Source organism: Ornithinimicrobium cryptoxanthini, assembly GCF_023923205.1.
Classification (GTDB): Bacteria; Actinomycetota; Actinomycetes; order Actinomycetales; family Dermatophilaceae; genus Ornithinicoccus; species Ornithinicoccus cryptoxanthini.
In genome coordinates, this window is the sequence record NZ_CP099490.1 from 772,259 (window position 1) to 796,822 (window position 24,564).

A 24,564-nucleotide genomic window follows, 5' to 3' on the forward strand; every position below is an offset into this window, starting at 1 on the left:
CGGCTGTCGAGACGAGACGAGGACTTCTTAAATCATGGCTATTCGTAAGTACAAGCCGACAACGCCGGGCCGTCGTGGCTCCAGCGTCGCCGACTTCGTCGAGGTGACCCGCTCCACTCCGGAGAAGTCGCTGGTCCGTCCGCTGACCAAGTCGGGTGGACGCAACAACTCTGGTCGCATCACGACCCGTCACATCGGTGGTGGCCACAAGCGCGCCTACCGCGTCATCGACTTCCGTCGCCATGACAAGGACGGCGTGCCCGCCAAGGTGGCCCACATCGAGTACGACCCCAACCGCACGGCGCGCATCGCGCTGCTGCACTACGCGGACGGCGAGAAGCGCTACATCATCGCGCCGAACAAGCTGCGTCAGGGTGACTCGATCGAGCAGGGTCCCTCGGCCGACATCAAGCCGGGCAACAACCTGCCGATGCGCAACATCCCGGTCGGTACGGTCATCCACGCCATCGAGCTCAAGCCCGGTGGCGGCGCGAAGATCGCCCGCTCGGCCGGCACCCGTGTGCAGCTCGTCGCCAAGGACGGCCCCTACGCCCAGGTGCGTATGCCGTCCGGTGAGATCCGCAACGTGGACGCCCGCTGCCGCGCCACCATCGGCGAGGTCGGCAACGCCGAGCAGAGCAACATCAACTGGGGCAAGGCCGGCCGGATGCGGTGGAAGGGCAAGCGCCCGACCGTCCGTGGTGTCGTGATGAACCCGGTCGACCACCCGCACGGTGGTGGAGAGGGCAAGACCTCCGGTGGTCGTCACCCGGTCAGCCCGTGGGGTCAGCCTGAGGGCCGCACCCGTCGTCCGAACAAGCCCAGCGACAAGCTCATCGTTCGTCGCCGCCGCACTGGCAAGAAGAAGCGCTGAGTAGGGAGCAAGCGAACACATGCCTCGTAGTCTGAAGAAGGGTCCCTTCGTTGACGATCACCTCGTCAAGAAGGTCGAGACCCAGAACGAAGCCGGCACCAAGAACGTCATCAAGACCTGGTCCCGTCGTTCGATGATCACTCCCGACATGCTCGGCCACACGCTGGCCGTGCACGACGGTCGCAAGCACGTCCCGGTCTTCGTGACCGAGTCGATGGTCGGTCACAAGCTCGGTGAGTTTGCTCCGACCCGCACCTTCAAGGGTCACGACAAGGACGACAAGAAGGGTCGCCGTCGATGACAACTCACGCGACCAACAACACCACTGAGGAAACCACCATGGAAGCCAGGGCACAGGCGCGGTTCGTCCGCGTCACCCCGCAGAAGGCTCGCCGTGTCGTGGACATGATCCGCGGCAAGTCGGCCGATGAGGCGATCGCGATCCTGCGGTTCTCACCGCAGGGTGCCAGCGAGCCGGTGCTGAAGGTGCTCAACAGCGCCATCGCCAACGCTCGCTACGCCGCCGACCAGACGGCGCAGCCGTTCGACGAGCACCAGCTCGTCGTCACCTCGGCCTTCGTCGACGAGGGTCCGACCATGAAGCGGTTCCGTCCGCGTGCCCAGGGGCGCGCCAGCCGCATCCTCAAGCGCACCAGCCACATCACTCTGCTGGTGGGCGAGAAGCAGGGAGGTGCCCGCTAATGGGGCAGAAGATCAACCCGAACGGCTATCGCCTGGGGATCACCACGGACCACCGCAGCCGCTGGTTCGCCGACTCGACCAAGCCGGGTCAGCGCTACCGCGACTACGTCAAGGAAGACGTGGCGATCCGCAACCTGATGTCGACCGGCATGGACCGCGCCGGCATCAGCAAGGTCGAGATCGAGCGCACCCGTGACCGGGTGCGGGTGGACATCCACACCGCACGCCCCGGGATCGTCATCGGTCGTCGAGGCGCCGAGGCCGACCGCATCCGCGGTGAGCTCGAGAAGCTCACCGGCAAGCAGGTGCAGCTCAACATCCTCGAGGTCAAGAACCCCGAGACGGACGCCCAGCTCGTGGCCCAGGGCATCGCCGAGCAGCTCGCTGCCCGCGTGACGTTCCGCCGCGCGATGCGCAAGGGGATGCAGTCCTCGCTGCGCGCGGGTGCCAAGGGCATCCGGATCCAGTGCTCGGGTCGACTCGGCGGCGCCGAGATGTCCCGGTCCGAGTTCTACCGCGAGGGCCGCGTCCCGCTGCACACGCTGCGCGCGAACATCGACTACGGCTTCTACGAGGCCCGCACGACGTTCGGTCGCATCGGTGTGAAGGTCTGGATCTACAAGGGTGACCTGACGGCCAAGGAGCTTGCTCGCGAGCAGGCTGCCGCCCCGCCGTCGCGTGGCCCGCGTCGTGATGACCGTGGCCCCCGCCGTGACGACCGTGGCCCGCGTCGCGATGACCGCGCCGGTCGTGGTCCCCGTCGTGACGCCGGCACCGCCACCGAGGCCCCGGCCACGGAGGCCGCCGCCGGTGCGCCCGTCGAGGCTCCGGCCACCGACACCCCGGCACGTCCTGAGGGAGAGCAGTCCTGATGTTGATCCCACGTCGAGTCAAGCACCGCAAGCAGCACCACCCTGGTCGCAGCGGCGCCGCCAAGGGCGGCACCGCAATCGCCTTCGGTGACTACGGCATCCAGGCTCTCGAGCCCGCCTACGTCACCAACCGCCAGATCGAGTCCGCTCGAATCGCGATGACCCGCTTCATCAAGCGTGGCGGCAAGGTCTGGATCAACATCTATCCGGACCGCCCGCTCACCAAGAAGCCTGCCGAGACCCGCATGGGTTCGGGCAAGGGCTCGCCCGAGTGGTGGGTCGCAAACGTCAAGCCGGGCCGCGTCATGTTTGAGCTGTCTGGTGTCTCGGAGGACGTCGCCCGTGAGGCGATGCGCCTGGCAATGCACAAGCTGCCGATGAAGTGTCGCTTCATCGCGCGTGAGGGTGGTGACATCTGATGGCGGTCGGAAGCAAGGACCTGACGCCCGAGCAGCTGCGTGGCCTGGAGGCCAGCGCACTCGCGGACGCACTGGCGACAGCCAAGAAGGAGCTCTTCAACCTGCGGTTCCAGTCGGCCACCGGCCAGCTGGAGAGCCACGGTCGGCTGCGCGCGGTCCGCAAGGACATCGCCCGCATCTACACCGAGATGAACGAGCGCAAGCTCGGCATTGGCCGCGAGGCCACCGCCGATGAGACCACGACCGAGAAGGTGGGCTGACGATGACTGAGAACATCGAGACCCAGGCTCCCGCAGACGGAGCCGCAGCCGCCACGGAGTCCGGGCGCAACGACCGCAAGACCCGCCAGGGCCTCGTGGTCAGCGACAAGATGGACAAGACCGTGGTGGTCACCGTGGAGGACCGCGTCAAGCACGCCCTCTACGGCAAGGTCCTGCGCCGCAACAGCAAGGTGAAGGCGCACGACGAGGAGAACGCTGCCGGCATCGGCGACCGCGTGCTCATCATGGAGACCCGTCCGCTGTCCGCGACCAAGCGGTGGCGCGTCGTGGAGATCCTCGAGAAGGCCAAGTAAACACACGCACGGGGGGTCCGCCCCCCGTGTACCCCCCAAGACAAGCGTGGGGGAGCGTAAGACCATTCATCCACAACGTTCGGCAAGGCTCATCCGGCAGGTTCGGGAGAGAACCGGCTCGACGACAGGAGTTCGACAGTGATCCAGCAGGAGTCGCGACTGCGCGTCGCGGACAACACCGGTGCGAAGGAGATCCTCTGCATCCGTGTGCTCGGTGGCTCCGGCCGCCGGTACGCGGGCGTGGGTGACACCATCGTCGCCGCAGTCAAGGACGCCATCCCCGGTGGAAACGTGAAGAAGGGTGACGTCGTCAAGGCGGTCATCGTTCGCACCAAGAAGGAGCGTCGTCGTCCGGACGGCTCCTACATCAAGTTCGACGAGAACGCGGCCGTGATCCTGAAGGCGGACGGTGACCCCCGTGGCACCCGCATCTTCGGCCCGGTCGGCCGTGAGCTGCGCGACAAGAAGTTCATGAAGATCGTGTCACTGGCACCGGAGGTGATCTGAGATGGCGAAGCTTCGCATCAAGAAGAACGACCTGGTGCAGGTCATCAGCGGCCGCAAGCAGGACGAGGGCGGCGACCTGGGCAAGCAGGGTCGGGTCATCGTCGTCTACCCGGAGACCAACCGGGTGCTCGTCGAGGGCATCAACCGCGTCACCAAGCACACCAAGGCTGGTGACAACCAGGGTGTGAACACCGGCGGCATCCAGGTCGTCGAGGCCCCGATCCACGTGAGCAACGTGGCCATCGTGGACCCCGAGACCAAGAAGCCGACCCGCGTCCGCACCCGCGTCGAGAGCGTCGAGCGCGACGGCCGGACCAAGCAGCAGCGCACCCGCGTGTCCGTGCGCTCGGGTAAGGACCTGTGATGACGACCGAGACCACCACCACCAGCGAGACCGCCACCGAGACGGAGCGCCAGGTGCCCCGCCTCAAGACGCGGTATGCCGACGAGGTCAAGTCGACCCTGTTCAAGGAGTTCGGCTACGTCAACCACATGCAGGTTCCGGGGGTCGTCAAGATCACCGTGAACATGGGTGTCGGCGAGGCCGCCCGCGACAGCAAGCTGATCGAGGGCGCGATCAAGGACCTGGCCACGATCACCGGTCAGAAGCCGGCCGTGACCAAGGCCCGCAAGTCAATTGCGCAGTTCAAGCTGCGTGAGGGCATGCCGATCGGCGCGCACGTCACGCTGCGCGGCGACCGCATGTGGGAGTTCCTGGACCGTCTGCTGTCCCTGGCGCTGCCTCGCATCCGCGACTTCCGTGGCCTGTCCCCGAAGCAGTTCGATGGTCGGGGCAACTACACCTTCGGTCTGACCGAGCAGTCGATGTTCCACGAGATCGACCAGGACCGGATCGACCGCGTGCGTGGCATGGACATCACCGTGGTGACCACCGCCACCAACGACGACGAGGGGCGCGCCCTGCTGCGGGCCCTCGGCTTCCCGTTCAAGGAGAACTGACCCGTGGCGAAGACTGCACTTGTCAACAAGGCCAACCGTAAGCCGAAGTTCAAGGTCCGGGGCTACACCCGGTGCCAGCGCTGCGGCCGGCCCCACTCGGTTTACCGCAAGTTCGGCCTGTGCCGGATCTGCCTGCGCGAGATGGCGCACGCGGGCGAGCTGCCCGGCGTCACCAAGTCCAGCTGGTAATCCCGCACCTCCCATTCATCCACGAACTGCTACATCGCAGGTCGGCCACCCGCATCGGGCTGGCTGAAACCGCGGTGAGGAAGGGCACGAAGCCCAATGACAATGACCGACCCGATCGCGGACATGCTGACCCGCATCCGGAACGCCAACTCGGCGCACAAGGACCAGGTAAGCATGCCGTTTTCCAAGCTCAAGTCGCACATTGCGGAGATCTTGCAGGCTGAGGGCTACATCGGCGGCTGGTCCGTTGAGGACGCCGAGGTGGGCAAGACCCTGATGATCGACCTCAAGTACGGCCCGAACCGTGAGCGTTCGATCGCCGGTGTGCGCCGGGTCTCCAAGCCCGGTCTGCGCGTGTACGCCAAGTCCACCGCCATGCCGCGCGTGCTCGGCGGTCTCGGTGTGGCCATCATTTCCACCTCCTCCGGCCTGTTGACCGACCGGCAGGCGGCCCAGAAGGGTGTAGGTGGGGAAGTCCTCGCCTACGTCTGGTGAGAACGGAGGATTAAGACATGTCTCGTATTGGACGACTTCCGGTCACCGTGCCCTCTGGCGTGGACGTGACCATCGACGGCAGCAGCGTCACCGTCAAGGGCCCCAAGGGTCAGCTCGCGCACCAGGTTGCCGAGCCGATCACCGTGGGCCCGGGCGAGGACGGTGCGCTGCAGGTGGCCCGCCCGAACGACGAGCGTGAGTCCCGTGCCCTGCACGGACTGACCCGTTCGCTCATCGCCAACATGGTGGAGGGCGTGACCAACGGTTACACCAAGAAGCTGGAGATCCACGGCACGGGTTATCGCGTCGTGGCCAAGGGCTCGGACCTCGAGTTCGCCCTGGGCTACTCGCACCCGATCCTGGTCAAGGCCCCTGAGGGCATCTCCTTCCAGGTCGAGAACCCGACGCGCTTTGCCGTGTCCGGGATCGACAAGCAGCTCGTCGGTGAGACGGCTGCGAATATTCGCAAGCTCCGCAAGCCCGACCCGTACAAGGGCAAGGGTGTGCGCTACGAGGGTGAGCACATCCGTCGCAAGGTCGGAAAGGCTGGTAAGTAAGCCATGGCAATGATCGTCAAGCGTCCCAAGGGCAAGAATGCCTCGCGCATCCGCCGGCACGCCCGTCTGCGCAAGAAGATCGAGGGCACGACCGCGCGTCCGCGCCTGGTTGTGAACCGCTCCTCGCGTCACGTCTTCGTCCAGCTGGTCGACGACAGTGCGAGCCGCACCATCGCCTCTGCCTCCACCATGGAGGCCGACCTGCGCGAACTCGACGGTGACAAGACCGCCAAGGCCAAGCGCGTCGGCGAGCTGCTCGCCGAGCGGGCCAAGGCTGCTGGGGTCGAGGCCGTCGTGTTCGACCGCGGTGGCAACCGCTACGCGGGTCGCGTCGCCGCGATCGCCGACGGTGCACGAGAGGGCGGTCTGTCCCTGTGACCGCGATCAACAGCAACGAGAAGAGGACCGTCTGATGGCTGACAACCAGCGCCGTGGGACCGGTGCCACCAGCGGCACCGACAGCAACTCGGACCGCCGCGGTGGACGCGGCGATCGCCGGGACAACCGCGACAACCGTCGCGGCGGTCGTGAGGAAGAGCGCAACCAGTACATGGAGCGCGTCGTCACGATCAACCGCGTGGCCAAGGTCGTCAAGGGTGGTCGCCGCTTCAGCTTCACCGCGCTCGTCGTGGTGGGCGATGGCGACGGCACCGTGGGCGTGGGCTACGGCAAGGCCAAGGAGGTGCCCGCGGCCATCGCCAAGGGCGTCGAGGAGGCCAAGAAGAACTTCTTCCGCGTCCCCCGCATCGCCGGCACCATCCCGCACCCGGTGCAGGGTGAGAAGGCAGCCGGTGTCGTGATGCTGCGTCCGGCCAGCCCGGGTACAGGTGTCATCGCCGGTGGTCCGGTGCGCGCCGTGCTGGAGTGCGCCGGCATCCACGACGTGCTCAGCAAGTCGCTGGGTTCGGACAACTCCATCAACGTGGTGCACGCCACGGTGCAGGCTCTGAAGGACCTGGAGCCGCCGGAGGCCGTCGCCGCTCGCCGCGGCATGCCGCTGGAGCACGTCGCTCCGGCAGCGATGCTCAAGGCCCGTGCAGAGGCAGGTGCCTGATGGCTCAGCTGAAGGTGACCCAGATCAAGTCCGAGATCGGTGGCAAGCACATGCACCGCGAGTCCCTGCGTTCGCTGGGCCTCAAGCGCATCGGTCACACGGTTATCAAGGAGGACCGCCCGGAGTTCCGTGGCATGGTCCGTGCGGTCGCCCACCTGGTGACCGTCGAGGAGGTTGACTGACGATGGCTGACACCGTCGACACCGGTGCCAAGGGCACCAGCGCACTGAAGGTGCACCACCTGCGTCCCGCCCCGGGAGCCAAGACCGCCAAGACCCGCGTGGGTCGTGGCGAGGCGTCCAAGGGCAAGACCGCCGGTCGGGGCACCAAGGGCACCAAGGCTCGTTACCAGGTGCCCGAGGCCTTCGAGGGTGGGCAGACCCCGCTGCACATGCGGCTGCCCAAGCTCCGCGGTTTCAAGAACCGGTTCAAGACGACCTACCAGGTCGTCAACCTCGACAAGCTGTCCGAGCTCTACCCCCAGGGTGGCGCCGTGACGGTCGAGGACCTGGTCGCCAAGGGCGCGGTCCGCAAGGACCAGCCGGTCAAGGTCCTGGGCACCGGTGAGATCACCGCTGCCATCCAGGTGACCGGCGTGCGCTTCTCGGCCAGCGCCAAGGACAAGATCGAGTCCGCCGGCGGAACGATCGCCGAGGCCTGAGATGCGTCTGGGGCCCGTCGACCTTGGTCGCCGTGCCCTGATCCACGCAGCATGACGAAGCCCCGGAGTGCCTCAGGCACCCGGGGCTTCGTCTGTCACCACCCACGGGTGTTATCGTCACCCGATACTGCTTGACCCCGCCTGTGCGGGATCCTTGGGAGGAAAATCCTCGTGCTTTCCGCGTTCGTGCGGGCGTTCAAGACGCCTGATCTTCGCAAGAAGATCCTCTTCACGCTCGGCATCCTGGCGGTCTTCCGCCTCGGCAGCCACATCCCTGCCCCCGGGATTGACTACAGCCTGGTGCAGCGCTGCCAGGACCTGGCCAGCGGCACCAACGCCGCGCTCGGCATGGTCAACCTCTTCAGCGGCGGGGCCCTGCTCCAGCTGTCGATCTTCGCCCTGGGCGTGATGCCCTACATCACCGCGGCGATCATCGTGCAGCTGCTCACCGTGGTCATCCCGCGGTTCGAGGAGCTGAAGAAGGAGGGCCAGTCGGGCCAGACGAAGATGACGCAGTACACCCGCTACCTGACCATCGGTCTGGCGGTGCTGCAGTCCTCCACGCTGATCACCTTCGCCCGCAACCCCTCCTCCCTGTTCGGCACCTCCTGCGCGACGGTGATGCCCGACGAGTCCGTCGGCGTCCTGGTCCTGATGGTGCTGACGATGACCGCCGGCACCGGCCTGATCATGTGGCTCGGCGAGCAGATCACCGAGCGCGGCGTCGGCAACGGCATGTCGCTGCTGATCTTCGTGGCGATCGCCGCCGGCTTCCCGACCTCGCTCGCGGTCATCCAGCAGCGCTCCCTGGCCACCCTGATCCTGGTCCTGGCCCTCGGGCTGGTGATCATGACCCTGGTCGTCTTCGTCGAGCAGTGCCAGCGCCGCATCCCGGTGCAGTACGCCAAGCGGATGATCGGGCGGCGTCAGTACGGCGGCACGTCCACCTACATCCCGCTGAAGCTGAACATGGCCAACGTCATCCCGATCATCTTCGCCAGCTCGATCCTGATGCTGCCGACGATGATCGGTCAGTTCAACACCCCCAGCGACGGGTCCGCCCCGCCGTCGTGGGTCACCTGGGTCAACCGCTACCTCGGCATGGGCGTCAGCGGTCAGGACACCCACTGGCTCTACATGCTCATCTACACCGTGATGATCATCTTCTTCACGTTCTTCTACACGTCGGTCACGTTCAACCCCACCGACGTCGCCGACAACATGAAGAAGTACGGCGGCTTCATCCCCGGCATCCGTGCGGGCCGTCCGACGGCTGAGTACCTCGAGTACGTCGTCAACCGCATCACCACCCCCGGCGCGATCTATCTGGCGATCCTGTCGCTGATCCCGTTGATCGCGTTCAACGTGCTCGGCACGAGCCAGGACTTCCCGTTCGGTGGCGCATCCATCATCATTATCGTGGGAGTGGGTCTCCAGACGGTCAAGCAGATCGAGTCCCAGCTCCAGCAGCACGACTATGAAGGGTTCCTCCGCTGATGCGCATGATCATCCTCGGCCCCCCGGGAGCGGGCAAGGGCACCCAGGCCACGCGGATCGCGGAGCACCGGGGGATCCCGGCGATCTCGACCGGGGACATCTTCCGGACCAACATCAAGAACGAGACCGACCTCGGCAAGCAGGTCAAGGCGATCCTCGCCACCGGCGGCTACGTCACCGACGAGATCACCAACGACATCGTGCGGGACCGCCTGACCAAGTCGGACGCCGCTGCTGGCTTCCTGCTGGACGGTTACCCGCGGACCCTGGGTCAGGTGGACGCCCTCGACGAGATGCTGACCGACCAGGGTGCGCGGTTGGACCTGGTCCTCGAGCTCGTGGTGCAGACCGATGAGGTCGTGGAGCGACTGCTGGTCCGGGCTCAGGAGCAGGGGCGCGCCGACGACACCGAGGACGTGATCCGGGCCCGCATGAGCAAGTATGCCGAGGAGACGGCGCCCCTGGCGCAGGTCTACTCCGAGCGGGGACTGCTGCGACAGGTCGACGGCATGGGAAGCGTTGACGAGGTCGCGGCCCGGGTCCAGGAGGCGCTCGACACCCGGACCAACGGCTCCAATGGTGCTAACGGGGTCAACGGCTCCGCTCGTTGAGCGGAACCTGACCCCCGGCATACACCGATGTCCTTCCTGCGCCGTCCCAAGATCGAGGCCAAGACCACCGAGCAGATCCTGCTGATGCGCGAGGCCGGCCTGGTCGTCGGCCGGACCCTGCAGCTGGTCCGTGAGCGTGCGGTGGCCGGCACCACGACGGGCCAGCTCGACGCCCTCGCCGAGGAGTTCATCCGCAGCAGCGACAGCATCCCGTCCTTCAAGGGCTACCACGGCTTCCCGGGCTCGCTCTGCGTGAGCGTCAACGAGGAGGTCGTGCACGGCATACCGGGGGAGCGGGTCCTGCGCGACGGTGACCTGGTCTCCATCGACTGCGGCGCGATCTTCCAGGGGTGGCACGGTGACGCGGCCATCTCTTTGATCGTCAGTGGCCCCGAGGCAGGCCGTCCCGAGGACGTCGCGCTCGTGGAGGACACCGAGGCCTCGATGTGGGCCGGGATCGCCGCGCTGCGCGCCGGTGGCCGGCTGTTCGCCGTCGGTGACGCGGTGGAGGAGAGCGCGGATGCCGCCTTGGAGCGCCGTCGTGCCGCCGGGCAGGACCTGGTCTACGGGATCCTCGAGGACTATGTGGGGCACGGCATCGGCACGGAGATGCACATGGACCCGCACGTGCCCAACTACGCCGTCACCTCCAAGGGGCCGACCGTGCCCGCCGGGGCGACGCTGGCGATCGAGCCCATGATCACCCTTGGCACCATTGAGACGACCACGCTGGAGGACGACTGGACCGTCGTCACCAACGACTCCTCCCGGGCCGCGCACTGGGAGAACACCGTCGCCGTCACCGAGAGCGGACTCTGGGTGCTGACCGCGCTTGACGGCGGACAGGCCAAGTTGGCCGAAGCGCAGGCGCTGTTCCATGCCCTTGCGTAGGTCGACGGACAGATGATGACGATTGGTGCCTTGGCGGTCATGTGACGTAGACTTGACCCTCGGTCCACGTCTGGGCTCCTTCAGGGATGTCCAGGGACGGGACCAGCAGTGCAATCAACCCTGTGATCGCCACGGACCCAGGCCAGCCCTGGCCCGGAGCGGTCACTCAGAAATGTGGAGGACATGGCGAAGAAGGACGGCGTCATTGAGATCGAGGGCACCATTGTGGAGGCCCTCCCGAACGCGATGTTCCGCGTGGAGCTGACCAACGGTCACGTTGTGCTGGCTCACATCTCGGGCAAGATGCGTCAGCACTACATCCGGATCCTCCCCGAGGACCGTGTTGTCGTGGAGCTCAGCCCGTACGACCTGACCCGCGGACGCATCGTCTTCCGTTACCGCTGACCCGGAGCGGGCCCAGGCCCGAGCCAGCCAGCATCCACCCACCAGATCCGAAAGACGGCACCAGAACATGAAGGTTCAGCCGAGCGTCAAGAAGATCTGCGACAAGTGCAAGGTGATCCGCCGCAACGGGCGGGTCATGGTGATCTGCGAGAACCTGCGCCACAAGCAGCGTCAGGGCTGATCACGCCGACCGGCACCAGCCGGTCAGCACAGGTCGCGGCTTCGACCACGACGACACAACTGAAAGCAGTACGCAGCACCCGACCCCCGACTTGCGGGACGTCACCCCCGGCGTGGAGGCCGGGGACCGCGGGCGAGAGCCCACCACAGAGGATGCGGACCGGTGCTGCCCCACGACCTCCACACGAAACCAGGAGAACAGCCACATGGCACGTCTCATCGGTGTCGACCTGCCGCGCGAGAAGCGCGTCGAGGTCGCTCTCACCTACATCTTCGGCGTGGGCCGCACCCGCGCCGACAAGACGTTGGAGGCCACGGGCGTCGACCCCGCCACCCGCGTCAAGGACCTGACGGACGAGCAGCTGGTCCTGCTGCGCGACCACCTCGAGAACAGCTACCGCCTCGAGGGTGACCTGCGCCGTGAGGTTGCCGCTGACATCCGCCGCAAGGTGGAGATCGGCAGCTACCAGGGCCTGCGGCACCGCCGCGGCCTGCCGGTGCACGGTCAGCGCACCAAGACCAACGCCCGCACTCGCAAGGGTCCCAAGCGGACCGTCGCCGGCAAGAAGAAGGCCGTCAGGTAGTTCTCGGTCGGGGGCTCCGCCCCCAACTTCCCCCGAACTGCCGTTGGACTGTCACTTGCTTATTCGTCAGGAGAACTGAATGCCCCCCAAGAGCCGTAGTACGGCCGGCGCCCGCAAGGTGCGCCGCAAGGAGAAGAAGAACGTTGCCTTCGGGCAGGCTCACATCAAGAGCACGTTCAGCAACACCATCATCTCGATCACTGACCCGACCGGTGCCGTGATCGCGTGGGCCTCATCCGGCCAGGTCGGATTCAAGGGCTCGCGCAAGTCCACCCCGTATGCCGCCCAGATGGCCGCCGAGGCCGCGGCACGCCGCGCGATGGACCACGGCATGCGCAAGGTCGACGTCTTCGTCAAGGGCCCGGGTTCCGGTCGTGAGACCGCCATCCGCTCGCTCACCGCTGCCGGCCTCGAGGTCGGTGCCATCTCTGATGTCACCCCCCAGGCCCACAACGGTGTCCGTCCGCCCAAGAAGCGTCGAGTCTGAGAACCGGAAGGGAAGGTAAGGAAAGAACATGGCCCGTTACACCGGACCCATCACCAAGAAGTCCCGCCGGCTCAAGGTCGACCTCGTCGGTGGAGACAAGAACTTCGACCTGCGTCCGTTCCCCCCGGGGCAGCACGGTCGTCGCCGCAGCCAGGAGAAGGAGTACCTGACCCAGCTGCAGGAGAAGCAGAAGGCCCGCTTCACCTATGGCGTCATGGAGAAGCAGTTCCGCCGCTACTACGCCGAGGCCGCTCGTCGCCCCGGTCGCACCGGCTCCAACCTGCTGACCATCCTCGAGTCCCGCCTGGACAACGTGGTCTACCGCGCCGGTCTGGCCCGCACCCGTCGTGCCGCCCGCCAGCTGGTGACCCACGGTCACTTCGAGGTCAACGGCCACCGCGTGGACGTCCCGTCCTACCGCGTGGAGCAGTTCGACATCATCACGGTGCGCAAGCAGTCCGTGGAGAAGTTCCCGCTCGAGCTGGCTCGCCAGACCTTCGGTGACCGCCCCATCCCGGCGTGGATGAAGGTCGTCCCGGGCTCGCTGCAGATCCTGATCCACCAGCTGCCGACGCGTGAGCAGATCGACACGATCCTCACCGAGCAGCTGATCGTCGAGCTCTACTCGAAGAACTAATCCGCTGGGGGCTTCGCCCCCCGCACCCCCCGACGGCCAGGAGCTCGCAAGCTCGCGAGTTCCTGGCTGTTCCGGGGAAACCAGGGCTCGCAAGCTCGCCGGTTTCCCCGGGCCTCACGGCATACAGACAGAGATGTGCCGTGCCATCACTGGGCGTCATATAGCGGTCGCCCATGGAAAGGAAAAAACCGTGCTTATCGCACAGCGTCCCACCCTGTCCGAGGAGGTCATCTCCGACGCCAGGTCGCGGTTCTCCATCGAGCCGCTCGAGCCGGGCTTCGGCTACACCCTCGGCAACTCCCTGCGCCGGACCCTGCTGTCCAGCATCCCCGGTGCAGCCATCACCAGCATCCGCGTCGACGGGGTGCTCCACGAGTTCTCCACCATCCCGGGGGTGAAGGAGGACCTCACCGAGATCATCCTGAACCTGAAGACCCTGGTCGTCTCCAGCGAGCACGACGAGCCGGTCATCATGTATCTGCGCAAGCAGGGCTCCGGTCCCGTCACCGCTGCGGACATCGCGCCTCCGGCCGGTGTCGAGGTGCACAACCCCGACCTGCACATCGCCACGCTCAACGACAGCGGCAAGGTCGAGATGGAGCTGACGGTCGAGCGTGGCCGTGGCTATGTCTCGGCGCAGCAGAACAAGTCCGGCGACCAGGAGATCGGCCGCATCCCGGTCGACTCCATCTACTCCCCGGTGCTCGCCGTGACCTACAAGGTCGAGGCGACCCGTGTCGAGCAGCGCACCGACTTCGACCGTCTCGTGCTGGACGTCGAGACCAAGAACTCGATGGCTCCGCGCGACGCGATGGCGTCCGCCGGCAAGACCCTGGTCGAGCTGTTCGGTCTGGCCCGTGAGCTCAACGTCGAGGCCGAGGGCATCGAGATCGGCCCGTCGCCGACTGACGCCGCGCTGGCCTCCGACCTGGCTCTGCCGATCGAGGACCTGGACCTGACCGTCCGGTCCTACAACTGTCTCAAGCGCGAGGGCGTCCACACCGTGGGCGAGCTCGTCAGCCGCAGCGAGGCCGACCTGCTGGACATCCGCAACTTCGGTGCGAAGTCCATCGACGAGGTCAAGGAGAAGCTGGCCGAGATGAACCTGGCCCTCAAGGACAGCCCCCCCGGGTTCGACCCGGCCCAGGCTGACCTCTCGGAGGACCTGGATGACGAGGGCGACGCCAGTTTCGCCGAGGACGAGCAGTACTGATTCCGTTTAGGAGACCTGAGTTATGCCTACCCCCAAGAAGGGCCCGCGCCTCGGCGGCGGTCCGGCGCACGAGCGCCTGATCCTGTCCAACCTCGCCACCGCCCTGTTCGAGCACGACCGCATCACCACCACCGAGGCCAAGGCCAAGCGCCTGCGCCCGTTGGCCGAGCGCCTGGTGACCTTCGCCAAGCGTGGTGACCTGCACAACCGTCGCCGCGTGCTGGCCACGGTCCGCGACAAGGGTGTTGTCCACCGCCTCTTCACCGAGATCGCACCGGACATGGCCGAGCGCCAGGGTGGCTACACCCGCATCACCAAGATCGCGGCGCGCAAGGGCGACAACGCCCCCATGGCCGTGATCGAGCTGGTCCGCGAGCCGGTCGCCAAGAAGGCCGTCGTCACGCAGGCCGAGGGCGCCACCAAGCGAGCGGCCAAGGACAAGAAGGCTGCTGAGGCTGCCGCCGCGACCGAGGCCGACAGCGCCGAGGCCACCGAGGTCGCCACCCTGGTGGCCCCGGCCGAGACGGTCGAGGTCAACGAGGTCGTCACCGAGGACACCACCGAGGCTGCCAACACCAAGGCCGAGGACGGCGTGGACGGTGGCTTCGGCCCCGACTCCGCCGCCGCGACCGAGGACGGCGCCGCCCCCGACGGCTTCACCGTCAAGGGCAACAAGGACTCGATGAAATACCACGTTGAGGGTTCGCAGTGGTACGACGCCACCGAGGCCGAGGTCTGGTTCCGCACCGCCGAGGCTGCCGAGGCCGCTGGTTTCGAGCCGGCTGGTGGCGCTGCCAAGCAGTCCGCCGACGCCGGCGCCGACATCGGCACCGACAAGGACGACGCCTGAGCATCACCCGTCCCGTGACACCCTGAGAGGGGCTCCCGTGACACGCAAGCGCCCGTCTCCCCATGTGGGAAGCGGGCGCTCGCCTTTGTCGTCAGGGGTGAATAGTGGCCCACCTACCGCTCACCCATCCTTGGACAGGTTTCGCGTCCGCCCAGGGGGCACTAGTGAGGGTCCTGGGCGCGCCAGGAAGGTACATTCGTGCAATGCGCATCCGGATCGACCTGGCCTACGACGGCACCGACTTCAAGGGCGTGCATCCAGTCTCCATGCCCCGTGCGTGCATCCAGTCTCCATGCCCCGTGTGATTCGAGAAACAGCAACATGGGCGATGGTCTTGGGCGTGGGCATACTGCTCGGTGGCTGCTCCTCTAGTGCGAACGAGCCCGACGACAACACGACGGCTGTGACGTCGGAAGCACCCGGTGCACGTGCCACGGGGTCTCCTGTTCCGGAGGTCGAGTTCGACTACCAGGAGTACCTCGCCGTCCTTCAGCGGGCCAGCAACGTTGCAGATCCACCCACAACAGATCTCGTGCGGGTGATCGCACCCAGGGATCAATCTCAGGTGTGGTTGGACTGCATGCAGGAAGCTGGCTGGGACGTGTCGATCACGGCCGATGGCGGGATGAGCCCTCCGCCAAACCTGCCGGAGGATCAGTGGCCCGCCTTCGACGTGTCCGACTACGTCTGCCATGCCCAATACCCCGTGGATCAGTCTCTGGTCGATGCCTACGGGATCGAGCAGGTCGACCTCCTCTATGGCTACTACGTCGAGGACCTGGCCCAATGCCTGGAGGAGCGAGACCACGAGGTCCCCGATCCGCCAAGCCTGGAGACCTTCCGTGCCTCTTGGAAGGCGGACGGCACGGGAGCGTTGCACGCGAGTGAGACCACGTGGTATCCGTACCTCGGCGTTGACGCGGCAGGCCTGAGTGTCGACGAGTGGGAGCAACTCAATGAGTCCTGCCCCCAGAGCCCGCCTCGCGACGTGCTCTATCCATCCGGCCGCTGACCACAGCTGGGGTGACGGAGCAGGATGGCTCTCCGGTAGCGTGACGTCCCCATGACCACGCCCTGCCCTCTCCCCGCCGATCAGCCTCGGGTGCGCATCCGGATGGATCTGGCCTATGACGGCACCGACTTCTCGGGGTGGGCGGCCCAGCCGGGTCTGCGCACCGTTGAGGGTGAGGTTTCCGCCGCGCTGGGCACCATCCTGCGGTCCGACCCTGTCCGACTGACCGTGGGTGGGCGGACCGACGCCGGGGTGCACGCCCGCGGTTCTGTGGCACACGTCGACGTCAACCGGGCCGCCTGGGCGGGACTTCCCGGGCGTTCCGACAGGCCTCCGCAGGAGGCCGCAGTCACCCGGCTGGCAGGTGTGCTGCCCGCCGACATCGTGGTGCGAGCGGTCACGCCGGTGTCGGACGACTTCGATGCCCGGTTCTCTGCGCTGCAGCGGCGCTACACCTATCGGATCTGCGACCGCCCTGCCACGCTCGACCCGCTCCGACGCCGCGACACCGTGCTGCACAAAAAGCCTTTGGACGCCGAGGCGATGGACGAGGCGGCCCGGAAGCTGACCGGACTGCACGACTTTGCGGCGTTCTGCAAGAAGCGGGACGGCGCGACCACGGTGCGCACGCTCCTGGACTACTCCTGGGAGAGGGGGGAGGACGGCATACTCACCGGGACCGTGGTGGCGGATGCGTTCTGCCACAGCATGGTCCGCGCACTCGTGGGCTCGGTGGTCCCGGTCGGGGAGGGAGAGTATGCCGTGGGCTGGCCCCGCGAGATCCTCACCACCGGAGTGCGGGACCCGCGCGTGACAGTGATGCCTGCAAAGGGACTCTGCCTGGAGGAAATCACCTACCCGCCCGACGAGGCACTCGCCGACCGGGCAGAGCAAGCCCGCGCCACGCGCAGACTGCCCTGACGTCGGGGAGGGGGCTCACTTGGGGTGCAGGCGCGACTCCCAGTCGTCCGGCACCCTGCCGGCCGGTCCCGGCTTGGGCTGGTCCTCAGGGTGACTGTTGGGTGGAGCCAGGTCCGGGCCGTTCGGGTCCTTCCGCTCCTCCGGGTAGGAGTAGAACCACTCCTCTCCCGGCTCGAAGCTCTGCATCATCGGGTGACCGGTCTCCTTGAAGTGCGCTGTGGCGTGCTGTGACGGCGAGCTGTCGCAACAGCCGACGTGACCGCACTGCGCGCACCTGCGCAAGTTGAACCACCACCCGTCCTCGGTGGCCAGACACTCGACACAGCCGGTGCCGCTCGGCGGGACAGTGACATCGATGCCGTTGGCGTCTGCCATTGGACTCTCCTTGCCTAGGGGAGTCCACCATGGCAGGAATCGCCAGGCCGTGGGGTAGCAGTGGTGGCAGGTGGAGCAATGGGGCAGGGGGTGGCAGAGTGAGGCGATGGGACAGGAGAGGATCGCCGCGGAGCTGCAGGCCAAGGAGGCAGACCTGCTGGAACAGATGGCGCGCCTGACCCGCCCCGAGCAGGACCAGGGCGCGATCAGCTTCGGCAAACGGGTGGGCGACGGCACCGCCATGGCGGTCGACCGGCTCACGGCGGTGGGGGCGCACAGCAACCTGCAGGACATCCTCGCCCAGGTGCGCCGCGCGCTAGCCAAGATCGAGGAGAGCTCCTATGGGGCGTGCGACGAGTGCGGCACCCAGATCGCGGAGGGTCGCCTCGAGGTCCGGCCGTGGTCGACCCACTGCGTCGAGCACAGCTGAGCGCACCTTCACCTCCCACTCACGTCTGCCCAGGAGGAACAATGGACTCGGAGGTCCGCACCTATCGGACCGGGGGCGAGGAGGTCGTCCTCGACCTCACCCGCGACGCCGACCGGTTCGTCGAGAGCCGCGGGGACGGGCTGCTGCACGTCTTCGTGCCCCACGCTACGGCGGGTCTGGCCATCATCGAGACCGGCGCCGGCTCTGACGACGACCTGCTCGCCGTGCTCGCGGACCTGCTGCCGGCCGACGACCGCTGGCAGCACCGGCACGGCTCGCGCGGCCACGGCCGGTCCCATGTCATGCCAGCCCTCGTGGCGTCATACTGCAGCGTGCCCGTGCTGGACGGCCGGCTCGCGCTAGGCACCTGGCAGAGCATCTGCCTGGTCGACCTCAACGTCGACAACGCCGAGCGGACGGTCCGGTTCAGCTTCCTGAGCGGGTGATCCACGCGAGGAGGGAGTATGCCGCGTGCTCACGGCATACCCCCTCGTCGGTGTGCTGCGGGGCGCAGCCGGCGCTCACTCCTCGTTGGGGTCCTTCTCGGCGTCCTTGTGCTCGGGGTGGACGGTGCCCGGCTCGTGGTCAGCGGGGCCGTAGAGGACATAGACCTTCAGGGGCTCGTCACCGGTGTTGGTGACGTTGTGCCAGGTGCCGGCCGGCACCAGGACGATGTCGTCATCCCCGACGTCCTTGGTGAACGACAGGTCGTTCTTGGTCGGCCCCATCTCGGTGCGGCCCTTGCCCTTCTCCACCCGCAGGAACTGGTCGTTCTTGGGGTGCACCTCAAGGCCGATGTCATCGCCGACGTCGATGCTCATCACGGTGAGCTGCAGGTGCGCGCCCGTCCACAGCGTCTTGCGGAAGTTCTTGTTGTCGACCGTCATCTTCTCGATGTTGACGACGTAGGGCTCCTTGCCGTGGTCCTTGCCGGTCGTGAAGGTCTCCTTGTCCGCCATGGGTGTTGCTCCTTCTCAGTCGATGCAGGGGACTTGCCTGTTCGCTCTCGACCTTAGCGACGAGGTCTGACGACGGCGAGCCGGGAGGCGCAGTGCGACAAGGCAGAGAAACCCGGTTGAGGTGGTGACCTCCTCACCGAGACAATGAGCCTGTGGGTCATCTCGAGGTCAACGGTGTCAGTTATGCCCTGCCGGACGGTCGGGCGCTGCTCGACAGCGTCTCGCTGCGCGTCGGGGAGGGCGCCAAGGTCGCCCTGGTCGGGCCCAACGGCACGGGGAAGACGACCCTGTTGCGGCTCATCGCAGGCGACCTTGTGGCGCAGGCGGGGTCGTTGGCGCGCAGCGGTGGGCTGGGGGTGATGCGTCAGTTCATCGGGACGATGGGGCGCGACGACACGAGCGAGCCGCCGACCGTGCGGGACCTGCTGGTCTCGGTCGCCCCACCGGACCTGCGCAGGGTCGCCAGGGAGGTGGAGGAGGCGGAGTATGCCGTGATGACCGTCGACGACGAGCCGGCCCAGATGGCCTATGCCCAGGCGTTGTCGGACTGGGCGGACGTCGGCGGTTACGACTACGAGACGTTGTGGGACGTGTGCACGGTCAGCGCGCTCGGCATCCCGTTCGAGCAGGCCCAGTGGCGCACGACCGACACGCTGTCCGGCGGTGAGCAGAAGCGGCTCGCGCTGGAGGCCCTGCTGCGCGGACCGGACGAGGTGCTGCTGCTCGACGAGCCGGACAACTACCTCGACGTCCCTGCCAAGCAGTGGCTCGAGGGACAGCTGCGTGAGTCGCCCAAGACCGTGCTGTTCGTCAGCCACGACCGCGAGCTGCTGTCCAACGTCGCGACCCGCGTCGCCACGCTCGAGCCGGGAGCTGCCGGCGCCGCGATGTGGGTGCACCCCGGCAGCTTCGCCACCTGGCACGAGGCACGGGTGGCTCGCAACGAGCGTCTGGAGGAGGCGCGCCGCCGCTGGGACGAGGAGCACGCCAAGCTGCGCGAGCTGATGCTGATGTATAAGCAGAAGGCGTCCTACAACGCCGACATGGCCAGCCAGTACCACGCTGCCCAGACGCGGCTGCGCCGCTTTGAGGAGGCTGGTCCACCGGAGGCCGTGGCGATCCCGCAGCAGGTCACGATGCGGTTGCAGGGCGGTCGCACCGCCAAGAGGGCGGTGGTCTGCGAGGCGCTCGAGCTCACCGATCTGATGCTCCCCTTCGACCTAGAGGTCTGGTTCGGCGAGCGGGTCGCCGTGCTCGGCAGCAACGGCTCTGGCAAGTCACACTTCCTGCGGCTTCTGGCAGCGGGTGGGTCCGACCCCGACATCGAGCACCGTCCCGTCGGTGATGTGGTGCCGGCTCCGGTGTCGCACACCGGGGTCGCGCGCCTCGGGTCGCGGGTCCGTCCCGGCTGGTTCGCCCAGACGCACGACCACCCGGCGCTGGTCGGGCGGACCCTGCTGGAGATCCTGCACCGCGGTGACGAGCACCGCCTGGGCCGACCGCAGGACGAGGCGGCGCGCGTGCTGGACCGTTATGAGCTGGCGCGCTCCGGCGAGCAGACCTTCGACTCGCTCTCGGGCGGGCAGCAGGCGCGCTTCCAGATCCTGCTTCTCGAGCTGTCCGGGGCCACCCTGCTCCTGCTGGACGAGCCCACTGACAACCTCGACCTGCACTCGGCCGAGGCGCTCGAGACCGGACTGGCGGCCTTCGAGGGCACGGTGCTCGCGGTCACCCACGATCGGTGGTTCACCCGCGGGTTCGACCGGTTCCTCGTCTTCGGTGCCGACGGGCGGGTCCGCGAGACGACCGAGCCGGTCTGGGACGAGGGCCGCGTCCTGCGTGCACGATGACGGGTGGACGCTGTCATGACTGCGTCATGATAACGTCATGACATGGCCACGCTGCAAGTCAAGAACGTCCCGGAGGATCTCTACGCCGCCGTCAAAGCGCGTGCTGCGCAGGAGCGCCTGACGATCAGTGACCTGGTGCTGCGCAACCTTCGGCGAGAGGTCGAGAGGGAGTCGATGGCTGCCTGGATCGAGCGGGTGACAGCCAGGCGGGCGGGTGAGCCGCCGCGCGCGATCGACACGCAGGCCGTGATGGACGAGGTGCGGGTCGAGTTCGAGTGATCGTCGTGGACGCCAGCGCCATCGTCGACCTCGTCATCGACGCGCCGGCAGGCAGGGCGGTCGCACGGCAGCTGAGGGACGGGGGCGAGGCCTGGGCGCCGGAGCTGTTGCAGGTCGAGGTCGCCTCAGCACTGTGGCGACTCAACCGGGCGGGCGCGCTCGCCGACGATGAGGCGACTCAGGCGATGTCCGACGCCCTCGCAGTCCCTCTGGAGCTCGTCTCCCACCTGCTGTTGGGGCAGCGCGCCTGGGGTCTGCGGCAGGGGCTGCGGATCAGTGGCGCCTACTACGTCGCCCTGGCCGAGCACCTCGGGGCGCCGCTCCTCACCACCGACCAGCGCCTGGCGCGGGCCGCGCGGGGCATCTCGGTCACCGCCGTGACCTGACCGGTAGTGGCGTCAGAGTCGGGATGTGTGTTGCCACATCACGGTGCGCTGTGCCACGGTCTGTGGCTACAGGAAAGGGGTGCATCGTGATCATTGACGCTATCGTCCTCGACCCGGCGTCCTCGGAGCCGCCGTTTGCCCAGCTCCGCGTGCAGATCACGGACCAGGTCGCCCGCGGTGTGCTGGTCCCGGGCGACAGGTTGCCCACGGTGCGCCAGCTCGCCGGCGACCTGGGCATCGCGCCCAACACTGTGGCTCGCGCCTACCGCGAGCTCGAGGGCGACGGCGTGCTGGAGGGGCGTGGTCGTGCCGGGACGTTCGTGCGAGCCGCGGTTGCGGACGGCAGGGCAACGTCCGCTGGTGCCTCCGCCCGGGCCGCTGCCCAGCGGTATGCCGAGCTGACCCGCTCCCTGGGGCTGCCTCCCGACGAGGCGCTCGCCGTGGTGCGGCAGGCGTTGGGGACCTGAGTGCCGGTGTCGAGGTCGAGCCGCCGACGAGCCAGGTGGACCTCACCATCGGAACCAGGGGACCGAGGGAACTGTCGAGGCGCTAGTCTCCGGTCAGGCGCGAGCACCGGGTCTCGCCCACGAGAAGGGGATCAGCATGAAGATAGGGCGAGGAATGACCACGACCGCGCTGGCGGCCGCGGTCCTGCTTGGCGGCGCGTTCGCGAGCTCGGGCACCGTCGGCGACGACGCCGTCACCCCTTTGACCAACGCTGGCGGTGAGGTCAAGGACCTGACTGGCGAGCGAGAGCGGCCGGCCCGGATGGCACCCCAGGATGTCGTGTCTGAGGACGGCGTGACCCGGGTCTTCGGCAAGAACCGCTTTGCGACGGCTGCTGCGATCGCCGAGTTCTATGGTTGGGACTTCACAAACACGGTGGTGGTCTACATCGCCACCGGTCAGGAGTACCCGGACGCCCTAGCTCTTGGGCCGAGCACCTTCGATCTCGGCCCACTCCTGCTGGTCGGAGCGGGCTCCATCCCCGCCGAGACCAGGGCAGTGCTGACCGATCTGGAACCGTGCTTCATCGACGTCGTCGGTGGCCCCAACTCGATCACCGACGCCGTATTCGACGACCTGAAGCAGTACGCCCACCCGGAGTACTGCGAGGGCTGAGCACAGGAGACGGGCCAGGGCCGGCGAGGCTAACCCCCGCCGGCCCTGGCCCGTATGTCGCGGGTCAGGCTGTCGCCCGGTTGCAGGTCACATCAGCATCATCAAGATGAGGAACAGCAGGAAACCGCCTGCGGCCATCGCGATGGTGCCGGTGCTCTCCTTGACCTCGTAGGCCTCGACCAGGAGTTCGGCTACTGCGGTGAACAGCAGCGCAGCGGCCCCGAAGCCCAGGGCAGCGATCAGCACCGGAGCAGAGACCCCGGCAAAGACCAGCGCGCCGAGGACGGCACCGATCGGCATCATGATCGAGACAAAGGTGCCGACCCCGATCGCCGTGCTGAGTGAGCCACCGCTGGCCCGGGTGGAACCCGCGGTCGACGCGGCAACGAAGAGCAGTTCGATTGAGAGGGCAATCGCGATCAGGAGCGCGGCGGCCCCACCTGCGGACAGGGCGACGCCGATGATGGCGCCGTCGATCACGACGACGACCGCCAGGGCGACCGCCAGGCGCAGGTTCACGCCCGCCAGCAGGGAGGTCGTGGTGCTGACCTGCGTCTGGGTGGCCACGGCACCGTGCCCGGCATGGTGACCGTCCACGGGGCCCTCATCGTCGTGGCCGGGACCGTGGCCGTGGCCGGAGCGGGTGAGGATCGCGCGCAGCGTCAGCATGAACGCTGTGCCGATCACGAAACCGATGATCAGGGGCCAGCCTCCACCGAGGTGCAGTGCCTCAGGGAGCAGGTCCAGCGTGGCCGCGGCGATGATCAGTCCGGCGGCGAAGTGCTGGACATAACTGGTGAGGGTGGCGGTGGAGCTGCGAGTGGCCAGGGCGGCGATGACGGCTCCGACGACACCCGCGATGAGGCCGATGGTGCCTAGCCCAAGAGCCTGACCGAAGAGTTCCATGATTGATGTCTTCCTTTCTCGAAGTCTCGTGCCGAGCAGCCCCCGTGTCACTGGCTCGACACCTTCGAACTTACGGAAGTTCTGCGCAGCGATCCATGACGTGGATCAAGTCGCGTCGGATCGGCAACGAAGGGCGGGTCAGGTCATGAACCCGACGATGAGCAGCATCGCGGGCATCGCCAGCAGCGTCGTCGCAAAGACGCTGTCCCGGGCGAGGTCCTCGCCCCGCCGGTAGGCCGCCGCGAGAATGAAGACGTTCTGGGCCGTCGGGAGCGAAGCCATCACCACCGCCGCCATGACCTCGGCGTCGGACAGCCCCAGGATCGGGCCCGCGACAAGCCAGGTCACGGCGGGCATGACCGCCAGCTTGAGCAACACCATCCCGCCCAGCTCAGCGATGTTGGCGCGCCCCCGCGGGACGGGGGACAGCCGCATCGAGATGCCGAACGCCAGCAGCATTCCGGGGATAGCGAGGCCGGCGATGAGGTCGATGGGCGCCCGCACCATGCCGGGGAGCTCGATGCCCGCGACCGCCACGACGAGCCCGAGCAGACTGCCGATCGTCAGCGGGTTGGTGATCGGCGACATGATCAGCCGCCGCAGGGACAGTCGCCCTCGGCCGCTTGCATCGAGGCCCGCCAGCCACATGGGCTGCAGCACGAGCAACTGCAGCAGCAGGATGGGAGCAGCCCACGACGCGTCACCGAGCACATAGATGGCGATCGGCACCCCGAGGTTGTTGGAGTTGACATAGGTGACGCTCATCCCGCCCATCAGGGCGTGCGTGGCCGAGCGGTGCAGCACGAACCTGGCGAGCAGCAGGTAGGCGATGGCCGTCACCACGACACCGGCGATCGTGGCGACCAGGAAACCGGAGAAGAGCACCCCGACGTCTGCGTCGGCGACCACGAGGAAGAGCAGGGCAGGAGAGCCCACCCAGAACGTCAGCTTGGCCAGGACCTGCTGCTCGTTGCGGCCAAAGAGCGTGGTGTGCGCGAGGAACCACCCGACCGCGATGACCGCCGCGATCAGCCAGAACCCTTGCAGGACAGCCACCACGCTGAGTCATTATCCGTGCTGCGTGGTAGTCCTGCCTCCCGGGCAC

At 67.3% G+C, this 24,564-nt stretch carries 40 protein-coding genes; 36 read left to right on the forward strand and 4 right to left on the reverse strand.

The features are described 5' to 3' along the window. Positions 1-34: 34 nt before the first annotated feature. The 29 genes from rplB (at position 35) to truA (ending at position 17,152) form a co-directional block, all read left to right on the forward strand. Positions 35-874, forward strand: coding sequence for a 50S ribosomal protein L2 (gene rplB / locus NF557_RS03610; protein ID WP_252621719.1), 840 nt, complete (start codon positions 35-37; stop codon positions 872-874). Between the two features lie 19 nt (positions 875-893). Then, the gene (rpsS, locus tag NF557_RS03615) at positions 894-1,175 is read left to right on the forward strand and encodes a 30S ribosomal protein S19 (protein WP_252621720.1); all 282 of its coding nucleotides are present in this window, start codon (positions 894-896) and stop codon (positions 1,173-1,175) included. Between the two features lie 38 nt (positions 1,176-1,213). After that, positions 1,214-1,576 carry a 50S ribosomal protein L22 gene (rplV, locus tag NF557_RS03620; RefSeq protein WP_252621721.1) on the forward strand — a complete coding sequence of 121 codons (363 nt, stop codon included), beginning with the start codon at positions 1,214-1,216 and terminating at the stop codon, positions 1,574-1,576. After that, positions 1,576-2,448 carry a 30S ribosomal protein S3 gene (rpsC, locus tag NF557_RS03625; RefSeq protein ID WP_252621722.1) on the forward strand — a complete coding sequence of 291 codons (873 nt, stop codon included), beginning with the start codon at positions 1,576-1,578 and terminating at the stop codon, positions 2,446-2,448. Before rplV ends, rpsC begins: the two co-directional genes overlap by 1 nt. Continuing rightward, on the forward strand, positions 2,448-2,867 hold the full coding sequence (rplP, locus tag NF557_RS03630) for a 50S ribosomal protein L16 (protein WP_252621723.1): 420 nt from the start codon (positions 2,448-2,450) through the stop codon (positions 2,865-2,867). Before rpsC ends, rplP begins: the two co-directional genes overlap by 1 nt. Continuing rightward, a complete protein-coding gene (gene rpmC / locus NF557_RS03635) occupies positions 2,867-3,127 on the forward strand; it encodes a 50S ribosomal protein L29 (RefSeq protein ID WP_252621724.1) in 261 nt (86 codons plus the stop codon). Before rplP ends, rpmC begins: the two co-directional genes overlap by 1 nt. 2 nt (positions 3,128-3,129) lie before the next feature. Continuing rightward, a complete protein-coding gene (gene rpsQ, locus NF557_RS03640; RefSeq protein WP_252621725.1) occupies positions 3,130-3,441 on the forward strand; it encodes a 30S ribosomal protein S17 in 312 nt (103 codons plus the stop codon). A 138-nt stretch (positions 3,442-3,579) separates the two neighbouring features. Beyond that, a complete protein-coding gene (rplN, locus tag NF557_RS03645; RefSeq protein WP_109473935.1) occupies positions 3,580-3,948 on the forward strand; it encodes a 50S ribosomal protein L14 in 369 nt (122 codons plus the stop codon). A gap of 1 nt (position 3,949) precedes the next feature. Continuing rightward, positions 3,950-4,312 (forward strand): 50S ribosomal protein L24, encoded by a 363-nt coding sequence (rplX, locus tag NF557_RS03650; RefSeq protein ID WP_252621726.1) that lies wholly within the window; start codon positions 3,950-3,952, stop codon positions 4,310-4,312. Further along, on the forward strand, positions 4,312-4,908 hold the full coding sequence (gene rplE / locus NF557_RS03655) for a 50S ribosomal protein L5 (protein ID WP_280923978.1): 597 nt from the start codon (positions 4,312-4,314) through the stop codon (positions 4,906-4,908). Before rplX ends, rplE begins: the two co-directional genes overlap by 1 nt. Before the next feature lie 3 nt (positions 4,909-4,911). Further along, positions 4,912-5,097: a type Z 30S ribosomal protein S14 gene (locus tag NF557_RS03660; RefSeq protein WP_143782484.1), complete on the forward strand. Its 186-nt coding sequence runs from the start codon at positions 4,912-4,914 to the stop codon at positions 5,095-5,097. 96 nt (positions 5,098-5,193) lie between these two features. After that, positions 5,194-5,592 carry a 30S ribosomal protein S8 gene (gene rpsH, locus NF557_RS03665; RefSeq protein WP_252621727.1) on the forward strand — a complete coding sequence of 133 codons (399 nt, stop codon included), beginning with the start codon at positions 5,194-5,196 and terminating at the stop codon, positions 5,590-5,592. A gap of 17 nt (positions 5,593-5,609) precedes the next feature. Continuing rightward, positions 5,610-6,149, forward strand: coding sequence for a 50S ribosomal protein L6 (gene rplF, locus NF557_RS03670; protein ID WP_252621728.1), 540 nt, complete (start codon positions 5,610-5,612; stop codon positions 6,147-6,149). Between the two features lie 3 nt (positions 6,150-6,152). After that, a complete protein-coding gene (gene rplR, locus NF557_RS03675; RefSeq protein ID WP_280923979.1) occupies positions 6,153-6,527 on the forward strand; it encodes a 50S ribosomal protein L18 in 375 nt (124 codons plus the stop codon). A gap of 34 nt (positions 6,528-6,561) precedes the next feature. Further along, positions 6,562-7,203, forward strand: a complete 642-nt coding sequence (gene rpsE, locus NF557_RS03680; protein WP_269762004.1) for a 30S ribosomal protein S5 — start codon at positions 6,562-6,564, stop codon at positions 7,201-7,203. After that, complete coding sequence (gene rpmD, locus NF557_RS03685; protein WP_252621729.1) at positions 7,203-7,385, forward strand: 50S ribosomal protein L30; 183 nt, start codon at positions 7,203-7,205, stop codon at positions 7,383-7,385. The genes rpsE and rpmD overlap by 1 nt, the downstream gene beginning before the upstream one ends. 2 nt (positions 7,386-7,387) lie before the next feature. Then, complete coding sequence (rplO, locus tag NF557_RS03690; protein WP_252621730.1) at positions 7,388-7,864, forward strand: 50S ribosomal protein L15; 477 nt, start codon at positions 7,388-7,390, stop codon at positions 7,862-7,864. A 171-nt stretch (positions 7,865-8,035) separates the two neighbouring features. Then, positions 8,036-9,361 (forward strand): preprotein translocase subunit SecY, encoded by a 1,326-nt coding sequence (gene secY / locus NF557_RS03695; protein WP_252621731.1) that lies wholly within the window; start codon positions 8,036-8,038, stop codon positions 9,359-9,361. Further along, positions 9,361-9,972, forward strand: a complete 612-nt coding sequence (locus tag NF557_RS03700) for an adenylate kinase (protein ID WP_252621732.1) — start codon at positions 9,361-9,363, stop codon at positions 9,970-9,972. Before secY ends, NF557_RS03700 begins: the two co-directional genes overlap by 1 nt. Before the next feature lie 27 nt (positions 9,973-9,999). Further along, positions 10,000-10,863 carry a type I methionyl aminopeptidase gene (map, locus tag NF557_RS03705; protein WP_252621733.1) on the forward strand — a complete coding sequence of 288 codons (864 nt, stop codon included), beginning with the start codon at positions 10,000-10,002 and terminating at the stop codon, positions 10,861-10,863. Positions 10,864-11,046: 183 nt separating this feature from the next. After that, positions 11,047-11,268: a translation initiation factor IF-1 gene (gene infA, locus NF557_RS03710; RefSeq protein ID WP_252621734.1), complete on the forward strand. Its 222-nt coding sequence runs from the start codon at positions 11,047-11,049 to the stop codon at positions 11,266-11,268. Positions 11,269-11,335: 67 nt separating this feature from the next. Further along, a complete protein-coding gene (gene rpmJ / locus NF557_RS03715) occupies positions 11,336-11,449 on the forward strand; it encodes a 50S ribosomal protein L36 (protein ID WP_006592630.1) in 114 nt (37 codons plus the stop codon). Between the two features lie 205 nt (positions 11,450-11,654). Further along, on the forward strand, positions 11,655-12,032 hold the full coding sequence (rpsM, locus tag NF557_RS03720) for a 30S ribosomal protein S13 (RefSeq protein ID WP_252621735.1): 378 nt from the start codon (positions 11,655-11,657) through the stop codon (positions 12,030-12,032). Between the two features lie 79 nt (positions 12,033-12,111). After that, positions 12,112-12,519, forward strand: a complete 408-nt coding sequence (gene rpsK / locus NF557_RS03725; RefSeq protein ID WP_252621736.1) for a 30S ribosomal protein S11 — start codon at positions 12,112-12,114, stop codon at positions 12,517-12,519. Between the two features lie 28 nt (positions 12,520-12,547). Then, positions 12,548-13,156 carry a 30S ribosomal protein S4 gene (rpsD, locus tag NF557_RS03730; RefSeq protein WP_252621737.1) on the forward strand — a complete coding sequence of 203 codons (609 nt, stop codon included), beginning with the start codon at positions 12,548-12,550 and terminating at the stop codon, positions 13,154-13,156. Between the two features lie 190 nt (positions 13,157-13,346). Then, entirely contained in the window at positions 13,347-14,369 is a 1,023-nt protein-coding gene (locus tag NF557_RS03735) for a DNA-directed RNA polymerase subunit alpha (protein ID WP_252621738.1), read from the forward strand. Between the two features lie 22 nt (positions 14,370-14,391). Further along, the gene (gene rplQ / locus NF557_RS03740; protein ID WP_252621739.1) at positions 14,392-15,219 is read left to right on the forward strand and encodes a 50S ribosomal protein L17, sunset domain variant; all 828 of its coding nucleotides are present in this window, start codon (positions 14,392-14,394) and stop codon (positions 15,217-15,219) included. Positions 15,220-15,511: 292 nt separating this feature from the next. Beyond that, a complete protein-coding gene (locus NF557_RS03745; RefSeq protein ID WP_252621740.1) occupies positions 15,512-16,231 on the forward strand; it encodes a hypothetical protein in 720 nt (239 codons plus the stop codon). 51 nt (positions 16,232-16,282) lie between these two features. Next, positions 16,283-17,152 carry a tRNA pseudouridine(38-40) synthase TruA gene (gene truA, locus NF557_RS03750; protein ID WP_252621741.1) on the forward strand — a complete coding sequence of 290 codons (870 nt, stop codon included), beginning with the start codon at positions 16,283-16,285 and terminating at the stop codon, positions 17,150-17,152. A gap of 15 nt (positions 17,153-17,167) precedes the next feature. On the opposite strand, the gene NF557_RS03755 is transcribed toward truA, so the two are convergent. Beyond that, positions 17,168-17,527: a UBP-type zinc finger domain-containing protein gene (locus tag NF557_RS03755; protein WP_252621742.1), complete on the reverse strand. Its 360-nt coding sequence runs from the start codon at positions 17,525-17,527 to the stop codon at positions 17,168-17,170. A gap of 106 nt (positions 17,528-17,633) precedes the next feature. On the opposite strand from NF557_RS03755, the gene NF557_RS03760 reads away from it, so the two are divergent. Together NF557_RS03760 and NF557_RS03765 are read left to right on the forward strand one after the other, a co-directional pair. Further along, on the forward strand, positions 17,634-17,957 hold the full coding sequence (locus tag NF557_RS03760) for a TraR/DksA family transcriptional regulator (RefSeq protein WP_252621743.1): 324 nt from the start codon (positions 17,634-17,636) through the stop codon (positions 17,955-17,957). A 41-nt stretch (positions 17,958-17,998) separates the two neighbouring features. Then, the gene (locus NF557_RS03765; protein ID WP_252621744.1) at positions 17,999-18,403 is read left to right on the forward strand and encodes a secondary thiamine-phosphate synthase enzyme YjbQ; all 405 of its coding nucleotides are present in this window, start codon (positions 17,999-18,001) and stop codon (positions 18,401-18,403) included. 75 nt (positions 18,404-18,478) lie between these two features. On the opposite strand, the gene NF557_RS03770 is transcribed toward NF557_RS03765, so the two are convergent. Continuing rightward, a complete protein-coding gene (locus NF557_RS03770) occupies positions 18,479-18,916 on the reverse strand; it encodes a cupin domain-containing protein (protein WP_252621745.1) in 438 nt (145 codons plus the stop codon). A gap of 152 nt (positions 18,917-19,068) precedes the next feature. On the opposite strand from NF557_RS03770, the gene NF557_RS03775 reads away from it, so the two are divergent. The 5 genes from NF557_RS03775 to NF557_RS03795 all read left to right on the forward strand — a co-directional run bounded on the left by NF557_RS03775 (position 19,069) and on the right by NF557_RS03795 (position 22,553). Further along, the gene (locus tag NF557_RS03775; RefSeq protein WP_252621746.1) at positions 19,069-20,766 is read left to right on the forward strand and encodes an ABC-F family ATP-binding cassette domain-containing protein; all 1,698 of its coding nucleotides are present in this window, start codon (positions 19,069-19,071) and stop codon (positions 20,764-20,766) included. 42 nt (positions 20,767-20,808) lie between these two features. Next, the gene (locus tag NF557_RS03780) at positions 20,809-21,045 is read left to right on the forward strand and encodes a hypothetical protein (RefSeq protein WP_252621747.1); all 237 of its coding nucleotides are present in this window, start codon (positions 20,809-20,811) and stop codon (positions 21,043-21,045) included. Positions 21,046-21,050: 5 nt separating this feature from the next. Further along, positions 21,051-21,431 (forward strand): type II toxin-antitoxin system VapC family toxin, encoded by a 381-nt coding sequence (locus NF557_RS03785; RefSeq protein ID WP_252621748.1) that lies wholly within the window; start codon positions 21,051-21,053, stop codon positions 21,429-21,431. 86 nt (positions 21,432-21,517) lie between these two features. After that, positions 21,518-21,898, forward strand: coding sequence for a GntR family transcriptional regulator (locus NF557_RS03790; protein ID WP_342454502.1), 381 nt, complete (start codon positions 21,518-21,520; stop codon positions 21,896-21,898). 154 nt (positions 21,899-22,052) lie between these two features. Further along, a complete protein-coding gene (locus NF557_RS03795) occupies positions 22,053-22,553 on the forward strand; it encodes a cell wall-binding repeat-containing protein (RefSeq protein ID WP_252621749.1) in 501 nt (166 codons plus the stop codon). Between the two features lie 87 nt (positions 22,554-22,640). On the opposite strand, the gene NF557_RS03800 is transcribed toward NF557_RS03795, so the two are convergent. Further along, positions 22,641-23,459, reverse strand: a complete 819-nt coding sequence (locus NF557_RS03800) for a ZIP family metal transporter (protein ID WP_252621750.1) — start codon at positions 23,457-23,459, stop codon at positions 22,641-22,643. 138 nt (positions 23,460-23,597) lie between these two features. Then, complete coding sequence (locus NF557_RS03805) at positions 23,598-24,518, reverse strand: AEC family transporter (RefSeq protein ID WP_252621751.1); 921 nt, start codon at positions 24,516-24,518, stop codon at positions 23,598-23,600. Positions 24,519-24,564 lie beyond the last annotated feature (46 nt).